The 16,537-nt window shown below is 66.6% G+C and carries 9 protein-coding genes and 3 pseudogenes; 5 read left to right on the top strand and 7 right to left on the bottom strand.

Annotated features, from left to right (window positions below; translation table 11 throughout):
* The first annotated feature begins 99 nt into the window (after positions 1 to 99).
* Entirely contained in the window at positions 100 to 2,196 is a 2,097-nt protein-coding gene (locus OL239_RS09790) for an acyl-CoA dehydrogenase family protein (protein ID WP_268908792.1), read from the top strand.
* Between the two features lie 215 nt (positions 2,197 to 2,411).
* On the opposite strand, the gene OL239_RS09785 is transcribed toward OL239_RS09790, so the two are convergent.
* On the bottom strand, positions 2,412 to 3,623 hold the full coding sequence (locus tag OL239_RS09785; RefSeq protein WP_268908791.1) for an IS30 family transposase: 1,212 nt from the start codon (positions 3,621 to 3,623) through the stop codon (positions 2,412 to 2,414).
* Positions 3,624 to 3,777: 154 nt separating this feature from the next.
* Positions 3,778 to 4,979: pseudogene (gene glgA / locus OL239_RS09780) on the bottom strand (glycogen synthase).
* Positions 4,980 to 5,064: 85 nt separating this feature from the next.
* On the opposite strand from glgA, the pseudogene glgC reads away from it, so the two are divergent.
* Both glgC and OL239_RS09770 read left to right on the top strand, forming a co-directional pair.
* Positions 5,065 to 6,375, top strand: a pseudogene (glgC, locus tag OL239_RS09775) (glucose-1-phosphate adenylyltransferase); the annotation flags it as partial.
* 162 nt (positions 6,376 to 6,537) lie between these two features.
* Complete coding sequence (locus OL239_RS09770; RefSeq protein ID WP_268908789.1) at positions 6,538 to 7,974, top strand: SDR family oxidoreductase; 1,437 nt, start codon at positions 6,538 to 6,540, stop codon at positions 7,972 to 7,974.
* Here OL239_RS09770 and OL239_RS19475 read toward each other — a convergent pair.
* Both OL239_RS19475 and OL239_RS09755 read right to left on the bottom strand, forming a co-directional pair.
* Positions 7,946 to 9,099 (bottom strand): annotated as a pseudogene (locus OL239_RS19475) (HAD-IC family P-type ATPase). The gene OL239_RS09770 and the pseudogene OL239_RS19475 overlap by 29 nt on opposite strands.
* Before the next feature lie 166 nt (positions 9,100 to 9,265).
* Positions 9,266 to 10,750 (bottom strand): cation-translocating P-type ATPase, encoded by a 1,485-nt coding sequence (locus OL239_RS09755; protein WP_268908788.1) that lies wholly within the window; start codon positions 10,748 to 10,750, stop codon positions 9,266 to 9,268.
* A gap of 188 nt (positions 10,751 to 10,938) precedes the next feature.
* Between OL239_RS09755 and OL239_RS09750 the strand changes: the two genes are divergently transcribed.
* Positions 10,939 to 11,958, top strand: a complete 1,020-nt coding sequence (locus OL239_RS09750) for a YeiH family protein (RefSeq protein WP_268908787.1) — start codon at positions 10,939 to 10,941, stop codon at positions 11,956 to 11,958.
* A gap of 56 nt (positions 11,959 to 12,014) precedes the next feature.
* Positions 12,015 to 14,621, top strand: a complete 2,607-nt coding sequence (pepN, locus tag OL239_RS09745) for an aminopeptidase N (RefSeq protein WP_268908786.1) — start codon at positions 12,015 to 12,017, stop codon at positions 14,619 to 14,621.
* A 6-nt stretch (positions 14,622 to 14,627) separates the two neighbouring features.
* Here pepN and OL239_RS09740 read toward each other — a convergent pair whose 3' ends face one another.
* The 3 genes from OL239_RS09740 to OL239_RS09730 form a co-directional block, all read right to left on the bottom strand.
* Positions 14,628 to 14,969, bottom strand: a complete 342-nt coding sequence (locus OL239_RS09740; RefSeq protein ID WP_268908785.1) for a cupin domain-containing protein — start codon at positions 14,967 to 14,969, stop codon at positions 14,628 to 14,630.
* 68 nt (positions 14,970 to 15,037) lie between these two features.
* Positions 15,038 to 16,120 carry a lipoyl protein ligase domain-containing protein gene (locus OL239_RS09735; protein WP_268908784.1) on the bottom strand — a complete coding sequence of 361 codons (1,083 nt, stop codon included), beginning with the start codon at positions 16,118 to 16,120 and terminating at the stop codon, positions 15,038 to 15,040.
* Positions 16,121 to 16,208: 88 nt separating this feature from the next.
* Positions 16,209 to 16,466 carry a type B 50S ribosomal protein L31 gene (locus OL239_RS09730; protein WP_268908783.1) on the bottom strand — a complete coding sequence of 86 codons (258 nt, stop codon included), beginning with the start codon at positions 16,464 to 16,466 and terminating at the stop codon, positions 16,209 to 16,211.
* Between the last annotated feature and the right edge of the window lie 71 nt (positions 16,467 to 16,537).

Below are 16,537 nucleotides of genomic sequence, written 5' to 3'. Positions count from 1 at the left end.
CGGGGCCGGAATGATCCCCCCGGCGCTCCCCCGGCCCTCTGTTTTCCTCCACTTCACTAGACCCACCGCTCCCCACAGCCACAACCAGAAGGACACGCAATGACGCAAGTAGCCTCCAAACCGGAACGCCAGATCCCCGCCGCCACCTCCGTCCGCGACGATGACAGCGCCGTCGTCAACGTTGACGCGCTCGACCGCGCGCTGCTGGGCAAGTGGGCGGATATCCGCCTTCAGGCCCGTGCGCTCGCCGGCAACGAAGCCCTGCACACCCCGGCCGGACTCACGCACACCGAGCACCGCGAACGGGTCATGAAGCAGCTGAAGATCCTCGTGGACAGCAAAGCCGTGCACCGCGCCTTCCCCGCGTACGTGGGCGGCCAGGACAGCCACGGCGGCAACGTCGCGGGCTTCCAGGAACTGGTCACTGCGGACCCCTCGCTGCAGATTAAGGCCGGCGTCCAGTGGGGCCTCTTCGGCGGCGCCGTCATGCACCTGGGCACGCGCGAACACCACGAGAAGTGGCTTCCCGGCATCATGAGCCTGGAAATCCCCGGCTGCTTCGCCATGACCGAAACAGGCCACGGCTCCGACGTGGCCAGCATCGCCACCACCGCCGAATACGACGCCGGCACCGAAGAGTTCATCCTCAACACCCCCTTCCGCGCCGCTTGGAAGGACTACATCGGCAACGCCGCCGTCCACGGGAAGGCCGCCGTCGTCTTCGCCCACCTGATCACCCGGGGCGTGGACCACGGCGTGCACGCCTTCTACGTCGACCTGCGCGATGAGAACGGTTTCCTGCCCGGCATCGGCGGCGAGGATGACGGCATCAAGGGCGGCCTGAACGGCATCGACAACGGCCGACTGCATTTCTCCAACGTGCGCGTTCCCCGCACCAACCTGCTCAACCGCTACGGCGACGTGGCAGCCGACGGCACGTACACCTCGCCGATCGAAAGCCCCGGCCGGCGCTTCTTCACCATGATCGGCACCCTGGTGCAGGGCCGGGTGTCCCTGGACGGCGCAGCCGTGGCAGCCAGCAAACTCGCCCTGAAGACCGCCATCCAGTACGGCACTGAGCGCCGGCAGTTCAACGGTGCGTCGGACATCACCGAAGAAGTCCTGATGGACTACCAGCAGCACCAGCGGCGGCTCCTGCCGCGGCTCGCCACCACCTACGCGGCGGCCTTCGCGCACGAGGAACTGCTGCAGAAATTCGACGACGTTTTCTCCGGCGCGCACGACACCGACGAAGACCGCCAGGACCTGGAAACCCTCGCCGCCGGACTGAAATCGCTCTCCACCTGGCATGCCCTGGACACCCTGCAGGAAGCCCGTGAGGCGACCGGCGGGGCGGGCTTCCTGGCCGAGAACCGGCTGACCGCGCTGCGGGCCGACCTGGACATCTACGTCACGTTCGAAGGTGACAACACCGTCCTGCTGCAGCTGGTGGCCAAGCGGCTGCTCGCAGACTATGCGAAGGAGTTCGTGGGGGCCGACTTCGGCGTGCTGGCCCGCTACGCCGTCGGGCAGGCCACCGACCGGACCATGCACCGCACCGGCCTGCGGCAGATCGTCCAGGCCTTTGCGGACACCGGTTCCGAAAAGAAGTCGGCCATTGCCCTCCGTGACCCCAGGACCCAGCGGGACCTGCTGACGGACCGGGTCGGAACCATGGTTGCCGAGGTGGCCGGTGCCCTGCGCGAGGCCCGCAAGCTGCCCAAGGACAAGGGCGCCGCCGTGTTCAACGAGAACCAGCATGACCTGATCGAGGCAGCCCGGGCGCACGCCGAACTGCTGCAGTGGGAAGCCTTCACCCGCGCCCTGGACGGCATCGAAGACGAGGGCACCCGACAGGTCATGACCTGGCTGCGCGACCTGTTCGGCCTGTGCCTGATTGAAAAGAACCTCGCCTGGTACCTGATGCACGGCCGGCTGTCTTCGCAGCGGGCACGCACCCTGGGGCCGTACATCAACCGGCTGCTCGCCAAGATCCGGCCGCACGCGCTGGATCTGGTGGATGCCTTTGGCTACGGCCCCGAGCATCTGCGGGCGTCCGTCGCCTCCGGTGCCGAAAAGACCCGCCAGGACGAGGCCATGGAATACCAGCGCATGATGCGCGCCAGCGGAGCAGCGCCGGTGGATGAGAAGGTCCTGATCCAGCGGAAGAAGCAGGCGGCCAGGGCCAAGAAGTAGCGGATACCTGGTAACGGTGCGCCGGGGGCCCAGGGGCAGCTGCCTTTCGGGCCCCGGAACGTCCGGCGGTTCGGGCGGTCCTGTCCCGTCGCTCACACGGTTCGCACGCCGGAGCCGGCTGTTCGAGTGTAGGAACGGTGACGCTTACCCCCGCCGAGTGTCGGGACGATGCACGAATTTCCACGGCTAAGTCAACCGGTTAGTGCAACGCGGGTTTAGGCTGCTGCAGGTTGCAGCAGCTCAGCAAGTTTCTGAGCCGGTGTCGCCAGCCCGAGGGTCGGGCGGGGCCGCCGGTTCAAGGAGTCCTGGACCTTGCGCAGATCGGCTTTGGTATACACGCTCAAATCCGTACCCTTCTCGAACCAGTGCCGCAGTAATCGGTTCGTGTTCTCGTTCGTTCCGCGTTGCCAAGGCGAATGCGGATCACAGAAATAGACCGGCGCCCCGAGCTCTGCAGTGATCTGCCTGTGCTTGACCATTTCCGAGCCCCGGTCCCAGGTCACCGTGCGCAGCAGGTCCGCCGGCAGGTGCTTCATCGCCGCGATCATGGCCTCCGCGACCGCTTCGGAGGTATGCCGTTCGGGAAGGTGCAGCAGGATCGTGAATCTGGTCGAGCGTTCCACCAGCGTGCCGATCGCTGAGCGGGAGCCGGTTCCGACGATCAGGTCCCCTTCCCAATGCCCCGGCACTGCCCGGTCTTCGGCCTCGGCCGGGCGCTGGCTGATCGTGAACGCGTCAGAGAAGAGCTTGCCGCGCCCGGTGGTGTGATCGGTGGTCAACGGTTTGCGGCGGGCCCGCTTTAGGCTCAGGGTGCGGTAAAGGTCCTTGCGGAGCTGGCCCCGGGTTTGAACGTAAAGGCACTGGTAGATCGTTTCGTGGCTGACCTGCATGCTCTTATCATCGGGGAAGTCCTTGGCCAGGACCAACGAAATGAGTTTTGGGCTCCAGCCCTGATCCATCCATTGCGTGATCTGGGTGCAGAGTCCCGGGTTGTCTATGAGTTTGAACGGTTTGGGCCGGTCGGCGCGGATATGGGCGCGAGAGTGCGCCATCCCTGCGTGGTAGATCCCGTTGGCGTTGAGGTTGCGTCTGATTTCCCGGCAGATCACGGATTTGTCCCGGCCAATCATGCGCCCGATCTCGGCTTGGCTTTTACCGGCCCGCAGTCCGCACATGATCTCGATCCGTTCGTCCAGGTTTAGCCGGCGTCCCGGGCCGCCGGGTCTATTCGACGGGCCAGGTCTTGCCAGTCCGCCACCACCGGGTCTTTGAACTAGTTTCATTGCACCAGCATCACGCCACCAGTTCCTTGCTCCCATCGCTGACACGCCCATGAGCTCGCACGCTCTGGTCAGGGAGACGCCGGAACAGATCAGGTCGTAAAACCGGTCCTTGAAATCTTGGCTGAAGGGGTAACCGCTGGGCATCGCATCGCTCCTGTATTTTCAGAGCGTTGCACTGACCATATGACTCTGCCCACCGGGAAACGGCATGAGCCCGACACTCGACGCTGGGAACCGGCATGAGCCCGACACTCGACGCCGCGAAACGCCCGGAACGAGGCCCTGGATGCCCCGCGGCCTACTCCGCCGGCAGCACCGAGCGGTACACCTCGAGCGTGGCGGCCGCGATGGATGACCAGGAGAACTGCTCCGTGGCGCGCGTCCGGCCGGCCCGGCCCATCCGGGCGGCACGGTCCGGATCGGAGACCACTTCGGTCAGCGCTGCGGCGAAGTCGCGGACGAAGGCCCCGGGGTCCAGTGGTGTCCCGGTACCGTCCGAGAGCTGCTCCAGCGGCACCAGCAGACCGGTCACGCCGGAGTCCACCACCTCGGGAATACCTCCGGTGGCGGACGCGACGACGGCGGTTCCGCACGCCATCGCCTCGAGGTTCACAATGCCCAGCGGTTCATAAATGGACGGGCAGGCAAAGACCGTGGCGGAGCTGAGCACCTTGATCAGTTCCGCCCGGGGCAGCATCCTTTCGATCACGACGACGCCGCTGCGCTTTTCCCGGAGCTCCCCGATCAGGACGGCGGTCTCGGCCGCAAGCTCGGGCGTGTCCGCGGCACCGAGGCACAGCACGAGCTGCACCTCCGGAGGCAGCAGCGCCGCCGCCCGCAGCAGATACGGCACTCCCTTCTGCCGCGTGTTGCGGCCGACGAAGACGACGCTGGGCCGCTGCGGGTCGATCCCCAGGGCGCTGATTCCCCCGGGGTCATTGTCGGGTTGCCACAGGTCCACGTCGATGCCGTTGTGCACCACCCGGACCTTGGCCGGATCGACTTCGGGGTAACTGCGCAGAATGTCCTGCCGCATGCCTTCGGACACCGCGATGATGGCGGCCGCGGCGTCGTACGCCGTTTTTTCCACCCACGATGACAGGGCGTAGCCGCCGCCGAGCTGCTCGGCTTTCCACGGCCGCAGCGGCTCCAGGCTGTGCGCACTGAGCACGTGGGGAATCCCGTACAGCAGCGAACCGAGGTGGCCGGCCATGTTGGCATACCAGGTGTGCGAATGCACAAGGTCGGCGCCGTCCAGGCCGCGGAGGATCTCCAGATCGGTGCCGAGCGTCTGGACTGCCGGATTGGCGTCGTCCAGTTCCGCGGGCACCGCGTAGGTACTGACCAAAGCGCCGTGGTAATCCGCCGGCCGGGGGCGCCGAAACAGTGGACGCGCAGGTCCACCTCCGAGGCCAGCACCCGGCTCAGTTCGGCTACATGAACGCCTGCTCCGCCGTAAATTTCCGGCGGGAATTCCTTTGACACAATATCTACTCGCACTAAACCAACGTAGTGCACGGGCGCTTCGGTGATCTAGTGTGAAGAACAGTAGACTTATTACTGTGCGGCTTGCTCCGCCGTAGAAATGAGCGCTCAGCAAGCATCGTTAGACAAGAAGCGGAAACAGGGGAAACACAAAATGGCGCCAAAGAAGGTCCTGGCCGTTGTCCTTGCAGGCGGAGAAGGCAAACGCCTCATGCCGCTGACAGCGGACCGTGCAAAACCTGCCGTTCCATTTGCCGGACGTTACCGGCTCATCGACTTTGCCTTATCCAACCTGGTGAATTCGGGATACCTGCAGATAGTGGTCCTGACGCAGTACAAGTCCCACAGCCTCGACCGGCACATCTCCGAAACGTGGCGCATGTCCACGCAGCTGCAGAACTACGTCGCGTCCGTTCCCGCCCAGCAGCGGGTGGGCAAGAGCTGGTTCCTGGGCAGCGCCAATGCGATCTACCAGTCCATGAATCTGATCGACGACGCCCGCCCCGACATCGTGGTGGTCATTGGCGCCGACCACGTGTACCGGATGGACTTTTCGCAGATGGTGGAGGCCCACATCGCGTCCGGCGCTTCCGTGTCGGTTGCCGCGGTCCGCCAGCCGCTGCACCTGGCGGACCAGTTCGGCGTCATTGAAACAGACCCGGAAAATCCCGGCCGCATCGGCGCCTTTGTTGAAAAGCCCGCCACCACGCCCGGGCTGCCCGATGACCCGGACATGTTCCTGGCGTCCATGGGCAACTATGTGTTCAACACCGACGCCCTGGTGGAGGCCCTGAAGGTCGACGCCGAGCGGCTGATCACCAAGCACGACATGGGAGGGGACATCATCCCCTACTTCGTGGACCGCAATGACGCAGCCGTCTACGACTTCTCGCACAACGTGATCCCCGGGGCCACCGGCAGCGACCACCAGTACTGGCGCGACGTCGGCACCCTGGACTCGTATTACGACGCCAACATGGACCTCATTTCCCCGCTGCCGGCGTTCAACCTGTACAACCTGCAGTGGCCCATCTACACGCGCCAGAGCATCTCTCCGCCCGCAAAGTTCGTCCGCAGCGCCGCCGACCAGCCCGGCACGGCGCTTGACTCGATCGTTTCGAACGGCGTCGTCATTTCGGGCGGTACCGTCACCGGCTCGGTGCTGGCACCGGATGTTTACGTGGACTCAGGCGCGGTGGTCTCCGATTCCGTGCTGCTGGACGGCATCCATGTGGGTGCCGGGGCGGTCATCCGGCGGGCAATCATCGACAAGAATGTCCAGATCCCGCCGGGCGCCACCATCGGCGTGGACCGGGACCTTGATCTGGCCCGCGGATTCACCGTGACGGCCTCGGGGCTGACGGTGCTCAGCAAGGGACAGAAGGTCACCCTGCCGGAACCCGAGGCAGCGGCTGCCCCCGTGTAGCGGACCCCGCAAACCTCCGCTGTGATCTTCCTCCGCCGCGGCGCCCGGGATACCGGGCGCCGCGGCGTTTCGTTGCAAGGTCGGAAGGCACCAAATTTGCCTCCGCCGTGTTTTTCGCCGGCGGGAAACACAGCAGAAACGACTTTCATGAGCACCCCCGAGTTGAGCCCCGAGGACCTGCAGGCCTGCCTGCGGGTTTTGTCCACCATCCACGTACTGGATGAGGAACATCCGGATTACATTGCCGTCCGCCGCGCGACCGCCAAAATGTTCAAGTCCGTGAAGAAGCACCGGAAGAATGAAAAGCGCGACGCCGCCGCGGAGGCCGACCGCGCGGTCGTCGCCCGCACGGCCACCGGGGCCTCCGACCGCATTGATGACGAAACCCGCGGCGCCCAGTTGAAGTCCTCGGCCCACGGACCCTCCGCCGGCACGCTGCTGAAGCCGCGCAACTGCTATATCTGCAAGCAGCCCTACGCCGTGGTGGACGCGTTCTACCACCAGCTCTGTCCCGAATGCGCGGCTTTCAGCCACACCAAGCGTGACGCCCGGACCGATCTGACCGGCAAGCGTGCGCTGCTGACCGGCGGCCGCGCCAAAATTGGCATGTACATCGCCCTGCGGCTGCTGCGCGACGGCGCGCACACCACCATCACCACCCGCTTTCCGAAGGACGCCGCACGGCGCTTCGCCGCCATGGAAGACTCCGCGGACTGGCTGCACCGGCTGCGCGTGGTCGGGATCGACCTGCGTGACCCGGCCCAGGTCATTTCGCTCACCGAGTCCGTGGCCGCCGCCGGACCGCTGGATATCCTGATCAACAACGCCGCGCAGACGGTGCGGCGCAGCTCCAACGCCTACCAGCCGCTGGTCGACGCCGAACTCGAGGCGCTGCCGGCCGGTCCCATGCCCGAGCTGGTGACGTTCGGACACACGCACAACGCGCACCCCACCGCCCTGGCCGGCTCCATCGCCGAACATCCGGTGCTGGCGGGGGACGCAGTCACCTCCCTGGCGCTGACCGCCGGGTCCTCCTCACTGGAGAAACTGGGTGCCGGAACGGCCATCGACGCCGGCGGCCTGGTTCCGGACACGGCCGCCGTTAACAGCTGGACCCAGGTGGTGGACCAGGTGGAACCGCTGGAAATGCTCGAGGTTCAGCTGTGCAACGTCACGGCGCCGTTCCTGTTGGTCAACCGGCTGCGCCCGGCCATGGCGGCTTCCGAAGCCCGCCGCAAGTACATCGTGAACGTGTCCGCCATGGAGGGGCAGTTCTCCCGCCGCTACAAGGGGCCCGGACATCCGCACACGAACATGGCCAAAGCGTCCCTGAACATGCTCACCCGCACCAGTGCCGGGGAAATGCTGGAGACCGACGGGATCCTGATGACCGCCGTGGACACCGGCTGGATCACCGACGAGCGGCCCCATCCCACCAAGGTGCGCCTGGCCGAGGAGGGTTTCCACGCTCCGCTGGACCTGGTCGACGGAGCGGCCCGCGTCTACGACCCGATCGTCATGGGCGAAGCCGGCGAGGACCAGTACGGCGTCTTCCTCAAGGACTACAAGCCCTCCCCCTGGTAGGCCGGCACCTGCGCCGCGGCTGCACCGGACGCCCCGTTCCGTTCCCGGAAACGGGAGACAGCTTTCGGATCTCCGAAACCCACAGCACCGTGGACCCCACGCCGAGCGCCAGGAACCACTGGCCCGAGGTGAGATCCGTGGTGTCAAAAAGTCCCTGCAGCACGCCCAGCTGCACCACGAGGACCTGCAGTACGACGACGGCGGCCAGCGACACCCAGATCGCCCGGTTGGTGAAGGTCTGCAGCGAGAACACGCTGCCGGTCGCCGAACGGACGTTGAGCAGGTTGAACGCCTGGTAGAACACGAAGGTGGTGAAAGCCAGGGTGGTGGCGAACCGGGGGTCGCCCGCGCTTTCCGGATACATCTGCGGAGCCAGATAGAGCACGGCGCAGGTTCCCGCAGCCATCACAATGCCCATGGCCAGGATCCGCAGGATCCGCCTGCCGGTCAGCAGGGTTCCCGCGCCGGCCTCGGCGGCTGTTTCATCAGGTCCGGGTCGGCGGGATCAACGCCCAGGGCCAGGGCGGGCGGTCCGTCCATGATGATGTTCACCCACAGGATCTGCAGTGCGGTGAAGGGCGCTCCCCCGGCCAGCGAGAAAGCCGCGGCGGCCAGGAAGATCAGCACGAATCCCCACGCCGTGGTGAGCTGAAAACTCACGAACTTGAGGATGTTGGCGTAAATGCCGCGCCCCTCCTGGACCGCGGTGACGATGGTGGCGAAGTTGTCATCGGTGAGGATCATCTTCGCTGCGCCCTTGGACACATCGGTGCCGGTGATGCCCATGGCGATGCCGATGTTGGCCCGCTTCAGCGCCGGGGCGTCGTTAACCCCGTCACCCGTCATGGCGACCACGGCGCCGTCGGCCTGCAGCGCCCGCACCATGCGGATCTTGTGCTCCGGAGACACGCGGGCCAGCACTCCGTAGCCGGGGGCGCGCCGGCTCAGCTGCTCATCGTCGAGGCTGTCCAGCGTGTCTCCGGAAACGGCTTCGCCGCCGATCCCCAAATCGCGGGCAATGGCGGAAGCGGTGACCAGATGGTCTCCGGTGATCATGTGAACACTGATCCCCGCCCCGTGGGCCCGGGCAATGGCCTCGGCGGCCTCGCTGCGGGGCGGATCCATGATGCCCACCACCGCGTACAGGGTCAGGTCCTCCACACTTCCGCGGAGTTCATCCGGGTCCCCGGGCAGCGGCCCGTCCACCGCCCGCCCTGCTACGGCCATGGTGCGCAGGCCGCGCTCCGCCAGGGCGGTGACCTCCGCGCTGATGCGCCGGTGGTCCTCGGGGTCAGCGACCGCCGTCCCTGGGCGGTGGCGATATAACGGGACCGTTCCAGCAGCACCCCCGGGGCCCCCTTGACGTAGCAGAACAGTTCGGCGCCGGGCACCGGGCGCTGAACTGCATCCTCATCGGCCGGGGGCGGTTGAAGGTGGCCATGAACTTGTAATCGGAGTCGAAGGGCACCTCCGCAACGCGCGGATACGACGCCCGCGCCCCTTCGGCGTCGATCCCGCCCTTCTCCGCCAGCACCACCAGCGCCCCCTCGGTGGGGTCACCGGTGAGTACGCCGCCGCGCACCGAGGCGTCATTGCACAGGGCAAAGCCGAGGTACGCCACCGAGAGCGCCGGGGCCGGCCGCCCGTCGGCGCTGAGCACCGCGCCCTCCGTGGTGTACCCGGAACCGGTCACGCGAAAGCTGCGGCCGGACGCGGTGTACATAGCCCGGACCGTCATTTCGTTCAGGGTGAGGGTGCCGGTCTTGTCGGTGCAGATCTGCGAGGTGCTGCCCAGGGTCTCGACGGCGGAGAGCTGCTTGATAATGGCCCCGCGTGCGGCAAGCCGGGACGCACCCATTGCCAGGGTGAAGGCGACCACCGCCGTCAGCCCCTCGGGAATGGTGGCCACCGCCAGCGACACGGCGGTGAGGAACAGATCCTCCCAGCTGTCGCCGCGCAGCAGGCCCAGCACGAAAACTACGGCCACGACCACCAGCGCCACATAGGTCAGCAGCTTCGCCAGCTGGTCGATGCTGCGCTGCAGCGTGGTTTTTTCCTCGAAGGTGGAGCCCAGCAGATGAGCGATCCGGCCGATCTGCGTCTGCATCCCGGTGCCCGTCACCAGGAGCACCGCGCGGCCGCGGCTGACGTCGGTGTCCATGTAGAGCATGTTGGTGCGGTCGGCCACCGGAAGTCCGGGGTCGGCCAGGACCGCGGTGTTCTTGTTCACCGGCTGGGATTCCCCGGTCAGGGCCGCTTCAGCCACCTGCAGCCGCACGGCCTCAATCAGCCGCCCGTCCGCGGGCACAGTGTCCCCCGCTTCGAGGAGCACGATGTCCCCCGGGACCAGCTCGGGCCGCGGCACGTCCTCGTTTCGGCCTCCGCGGCGCACAGTGGCCACGGAGACCGAGCTGCTGCGCAGTGCCTCCAAGCTGTTTTCCGCCCGCTGTTCCTGAACGTAGTTGAGGACCGTGTTCAGGGTAATGACCGCAAGGATGACCACCGGAGTCTCCCACTCGCGGGATACCACCGCGCTGACCACTGCAGCTGCAATCAGCACCAGGATCAACCGGTCCGCCAGCAGTCCCACAATTTTTCGCCAGGCCGGCACTTTCCGGCCGGCCGCAAGCTCATTGGGCCCATAGCTGCTCAACCGCTGCCGGACCTGGTCCGCAGTTAGCCCGGTGTCCGGGGCTACTCCCAGTTCTGCTGCCGTCTGCTCAGGAGTTTCCGTCCAGGGATGTTCGGGGATCGGTTGCCGGTCATCGACTTGCATGCGGACTGCCTCAGGAATAGGGGGTGTTCCTCACTGTAACAAGCGCACTCCCTGTGGACTCCCCCGCGTACGGATCCCGGAGCCGGAAGCACCGAAATGACCATGGACAGTTCCGGACCGGCAAAAATGTTGGACGCTTGGCCCGCCCCCCGTTTGGCGGGACCCCCGGTGTGGGGCAGGGTGGAACCGTGAACAGCACCCCTCTGCGCCAACGGAGCACGCCGCTGCTGCCCGGCCTGCTCGCCGCCGCTGCGGCCGTCCTTCCCGCGTACCTCTTGCACCGCTTTCTGCCCGGGCTGCCGATGCTCACCGCAGCGGTGGTCCTCGGCCTGCTGGCCGGGAACCTCCCCTGGATATCCCGGGCGGTGGCGGGACCGCTAAAGCCGGGCCTGTCAACGGCCGCCAGAACCCTGATGCGTGCCGGGATCGTCCTGCTGGGACTGAAGGTCTCACTGGTCGACATCGCCGGACTGGGCGGGCCTGCCCTGCTCCTGATCGTGGTGCTTGTGGCGGTGGCCTTTGCCGGGACGTATTGGGTGTGCCGGGCCTTCCGCCTGCCGGGTGAGGAACCGCTGCTGATCGCGTCGGGTTTTTCGATCTGCGGTGTGTCCGCCGTGGGGGCGATGGCGGCGGCACGGAGGGTGCGCCACGAGGACACCGTGGTGCCGATCGCGCTGGTCACGCTCTGCGGAACACTGGCCATCGGGGCGTTGCCGCTGCTGGCTTCGCTCCTGGACCTGCCGGCCGAAACCTTCGGGATCTGGGCCGGGGCGTCTGTCCACGACGTGGGGCAGGTGGTCGCCACGGCGCAGACCGCCGGTACAGCGGCGCTCGCTGCCGCCGTCGTCGTCAAGCTGGCGCGGGTGGTGCTCCTGGCCCCCCTGGCTGCCGGCGCCGGACTGTTGGCGCGCAGGACTGCCCGCGGACAGGACGCTCCGGGGAAACTCCCGCCGCTGGTTCCCCTGTTCGTGCTCGGGTTCCTGGCGCTGATCGCCGTCCGCACCACCGGGGTACTGCCCGACAGCGTGCTCACGGCCGCCGCCGCGGTGCAGGAAGTCCTTTTCACGGCCGCACTGTTTGCCCTCGGCGCGGGAGTGCGCTTCCGGATGCTGTTTGTCTCCGGTGCCCGCGCCCTGGCAGCAGCGCTGGTCTCCTGGTTCCTCATCGGTGCCCTGGGACTGGCGCTCGCGGTCCTGCTCACCCGGTAAGGCCGCGCCCGACGGGTCCGGGGCCGGGATCCTGCGGAAGATGGTTGAATGAGGGAGTGTCGAACCAGAACCTGCGCCGTGAAGAAGCCGCCGCCCGCTCAGCCCTCATCTCCGTAGACGCCTACGACGTCGAACTCGACCTGGGCACCGCCGAGGATCCCGGCGCGGCGGGGTTCCGTTCCCGCAGCACCATCAGCTTCAGCTGCCGCGAGGCCGGCGCGGAAACGTTCCTGGACTTCATCCACGGCGGCGTGACCTCAGTGGTCCTGAACGGCAGGGAGCTGCCGCTGGACACCGCAGTCGACGGCTCCCGCATCCATCTTCCGGGCCTGGATTTGGTCAACGTGGTCACAGTGGACGGCACCGCCCTGTACAGCCGCAGCGGCGAGGGCATGCACCGGTTCACCGATCCCGCCGATTCGCGCACCTACCTCTACACGCAGTACGAGCCCGCGGATGCCCGGCGGGTGTTCGCCAACTTCGAGCAGCCCGACCTCAAGGCCTCCTTCACCTTCCGTGTCAGCGCGCCGTCGGACTGGGAAGTTGCCTCCAACGGGGCGGAAACCAACCGCACGGACCTCGGCGGCGGCATCAGCCGCTGGGACTTCGCCCCCACGCAGCGCATTTCCACCTACATCACCTCGGTGCTGGCCGGCCCGTACTTCAAGGCCGAGGACTCCTGGTCCACTGTGCTGCCGGACGGCACGGTCCTGGACATCCCCCTGGGCGCCTACTGCCGGTCCTCGCTGGCCGCGCATTTCGACCCGCAGAACATCTTCGAGACCACCAAGCAGGGACTGGCGTACTTCCACGAGCTGTTCGCCTTCCCCTACCCCTTCGGCAAATACGACTCCGCCTTTGTGCCGGAGTACAACCTCGGCGCCATGGAGAACCCCGGCCTGGTGACCTTCACCGAGGCTTACGTGTTCCGGTCCAAGGCCACCGAGGCGCAGTACGAGGCCCGGGCCAACACGATCCTGCACGAGATGGCGCACATGTGGTTCGGTGACCTCGTCACCATGGCGTGGTGGGATGACCTGTGGCTGAAGGAATCCTTCGCTGACTACATGGGAGCCCTGGCGGTGGACAACGCCACCGGCTTCACCAACTCCTGGGTGTCCTTCGCCAACCGGCGCAAGGCGTGGGCCTATGTCCAGGACCAGCTGCCGACCACGCACCCGATCGTCGCGGACATTACCGACTTGGAGGCCGCGAAGCAGAACTTCGACGGCATCACCTACGCCAAGGGCGCGTCGGTGCTCAAACAGCTGGTGGCCTACGTGGGTTTCGACGCTTTCATCGAAGCAGCGCGCGGGTACTTCCGCGAGCACGCCTACGGCAACACCACCCTTGCGGATCTGCTGCGCGCCCTGAGCGCCGCCTCGGGCCGGGACATGGGCCTGTGGGCGCGGCTGTGGCTGCAGACGGCCGGTGTCCCCACGCTCACACCGGAGGTGGACACGGACGACGGTGGCGTCATCACCGCGGTGACGATCGTCCAGAACGCGCCCGATCCGGTCAGCGGAGAACAGGTGCCGCGGCCGCACCGCCTGCGCATCGGTCTGTACAACCCGGACAGCAGCGGTGCCCTGGTCCGCACCGGCAGCGTGGAAATCGACGTCGACGGCCCGCGCACCGCGGTGCCCGAGCTGACCGGCTTGCCGCGCCCGGCCCTGCTGCTGCTCAACGACGAGGATCTGACCTACGCCAAGATCCGTTTCGACAATGAGTCCCTGCAGGTCCTGATGCAAAACCTGGGCCGGATCCCCGATCCGCTGGCCCGGGCTGTCTGTTTCTCGGCGCTGTGGAACGGTGTCCGGGACGGCGCGATCAGCGCCTCCGACTATGTCCGGCTCATCGTCCATGCCGCGCCGGCTGAAACCGGTGCCGGCGTGCTGGGGGTCCTGCTGGACAATGCCCGTTTTGCCGTGGAGCGTTATACACCCGCGGAGCGCCGCAGCACCCTGCGCGAGGTCCTGTATTCACTCGTGGTTGAACAGCTCCACGCGGCTGAGGCCGGCAGCGACCGGCAGCTGATTTGGGCACGCAATGCCGCTGCCCTGGGCCGGCGCAGCACATCCCACACCGAGCTGCTGCGCGGCCTGCTGCAGGGCACGGCGACAGTCCCCGGGCTTGCCGTGGACTCGGACCTGCGCTGGCTGCTGTGGCAGGCGCTGGCTGCCACCGGCAACGCCGCGCCGGCCGAGTTGGACGCCGAGCTTGAGCGGGACTCCACCGCTTCCGGGCGCGTTGGCTTTACCACGGCGGCTGCGGCCTTCCCGGACCCCGCCGTCAAGGCGGCAGCCTGGCAGGAGGCCGTGCACCTGAATGAACTGTCCAACCAGCTGCTCACCGCAACCATTGAGGGGTTCAGCATCGGCAGCCATGAGCTGCTGGACGTCTTCTCCGCGGACTATTTCGCGTCACTGACCCTGGTCTGGAACTCGCGGAGCATCGAGCTTGCCGGCCGGGTGGTTGCCGGGTTGTTCCCCGGCGCCCAGGATCTGCCCGAACACATGGTGCCCGCGGACCATCCCGTCCTGGTGGCCAGCATGGACTGGCTGGAGGCAAACCCGGAGGCTCCGGCGGCCCTGCGCAGGATCATCATCGAGCAGCAGGACCAGTTGCTGCGGGCACTCCGGGCGCAGGCGGCCGGCAGGTAACCCGGGCTAGGGCCAGCGGTCGCGCTTGGCGACAGTCAGCAGCACCGCGGAATCTTCCACGGCCTCAAGCGAGTGCCGGGCCTGCGGCACGATGAGCAGATCGCCTGCGGAACCCTCCCAGGAGTCCCCCTCCGAGAGCAGCCGGACCCGGCCCCTGAGCACGTGGACGGTCGCTTCGCCGGGGTTTTCGTGTTCATCCAGGACGAATCCGGCGTTCAGCGCGATGACTGTCTGCCGGAGCACGTGTTCGTGGCCCCCGTAGACAGTGGTTGCGCTGCGTCCGCTCGACGCGCCGCCGGCAATTTGCAGCTGGGTCCGCGCGAGGGCGGTGAGAGACTTCTTTTCCATGCTGGGCAGTCTACTCGGACGGCAGCGGCGGCGAAGCTCAGCAATCCGCCTCCGCCGCCCGGTGCGTGTTACGGAACGCGGTTGAGCCATTCCGCGGTGCCGAATTTCGCCGCGACCTTGGCTTCGGCCCGGGCCAGTTCCTCACCGCTGATCCCGGCGGGCACGGCACCGTAGCGTGCGGTGAAGGTGTCCATCATGGTGGTGATGATTTCTTCGCGGGTCAGGCCGGTCTGGCGCCGGAGCGGGTCCACGCGTTTCTTGGCGCTGGTGGTGCCCTTGTCGGACAGTTTTTCCTTGCCGATGCGCAGGACCTCGAGCATTTTGTCCGCATCAATGTCGTAGGACATGGTGACGTGGTGCAGCATGCCGCCGTTGCTGAAGCGTTTCTGCGCAGCCCCGCCAATCTTCCCCTGGTCGGTGGCGATGTCGTTGAGCGGCTGGTACCAGGCCTTAATGCCGAGCTTTTCCAGCGACTCCATCACCCAGGCGTCCAGGAAGGGATACGACTCGGCAAAGCTGAGCCCGTCCACGAGGGACTGCGGCACATAGATCGAGTACGTAATGGCGTTTCCGTGTTCCATGAACATGGCTCCTCCGCCGCTGATCCGGCGCACCACCGTCACCCCGTGCTTCTGCGCGCCCTGCGCATCGACCTCGTTGCGCAGGGACTGGAAGCTGCCGATCACCACGGACGGGGTTTCCCATTCCCAGAACCGCAGGGTGGGATTGCGCCGGCCTGCCCCAACCTCTTCCGCGAGGACTTCGTCCATGGCGACGTGCATGGGCGTGGAGAGGGGCGTGGGCCCGATGATTTCCCACTGGTGGTCGTTCCAGCCGGTGGCCTTCGCCAGCGCCCGGCGCACGGTGGTGGCGATGGCCTCGGGCGAGAAGCCGAACAGCACAGCTCCGGCGGGCAGGTTTTCCCGGACCGCGGCGGCAATGTCCACCCCTGCCGCGTCCTCGGGCAGCCCCTCGAGGGCCTGGTTGATGTTCAGCAGGGCATCGTCGGGTTCCAGGAAGAAGTCACCGCTCAGGGAAACGTTGGCCAGCTTCCCGTCGCGGACGTCCAGGTCCACCACCACCAGCTTGCCGCCGGCCACCTTGAACTCTCCGTGACGGCGGCTGTGGTCCTGTTCAGTGCTGCTGTTCATTCGGTTTCCTTTTTCCAAGTAAAAGGCCCGCCCGGATATCCGGGCGGGCCTTCCTAGTCTAGAAGCTCTGCTGTTCTTTGCGAACGGATTACTTCTTGGCGCCGAAGCCCTTGAAGCGTGCGTTGAAGCGCTCAACACGGCCGGCGGAGTCCATGATGCGCTGCTTGCCCGTGTAGAACGGGTGCGATGCGGAGGAGATTTCCACCTCGATGAGCGGGTAGGTGTTGCCGTCCTCCCATTCAATCGTCTTGGCGGACGTAGCCGTGGAGTTGGTCAGGAACGAGGTGTCGGACGCGAGATCGCGGAAGACAACCGGGCCGTATGTGGGGTGGATATCAGACTTCAATGTATTACCTTCTTTTGGTGCCTGGATTTTGCCAGGCACTGGTGGTTGAAAGCTTGGAATGCCCCCATGGC

The organism is Arthrobacter sp. ATA002 (assembly GCF_026898095.1).
Lineage (GTDB): Bacteria > Actinomycetota > Actinomycetes > Actinomycetales > Micrococcaceae > Arthrobacter_B.
This window is presented reverse-complemented; position numbering and strand designations above follow the sequence as displayed.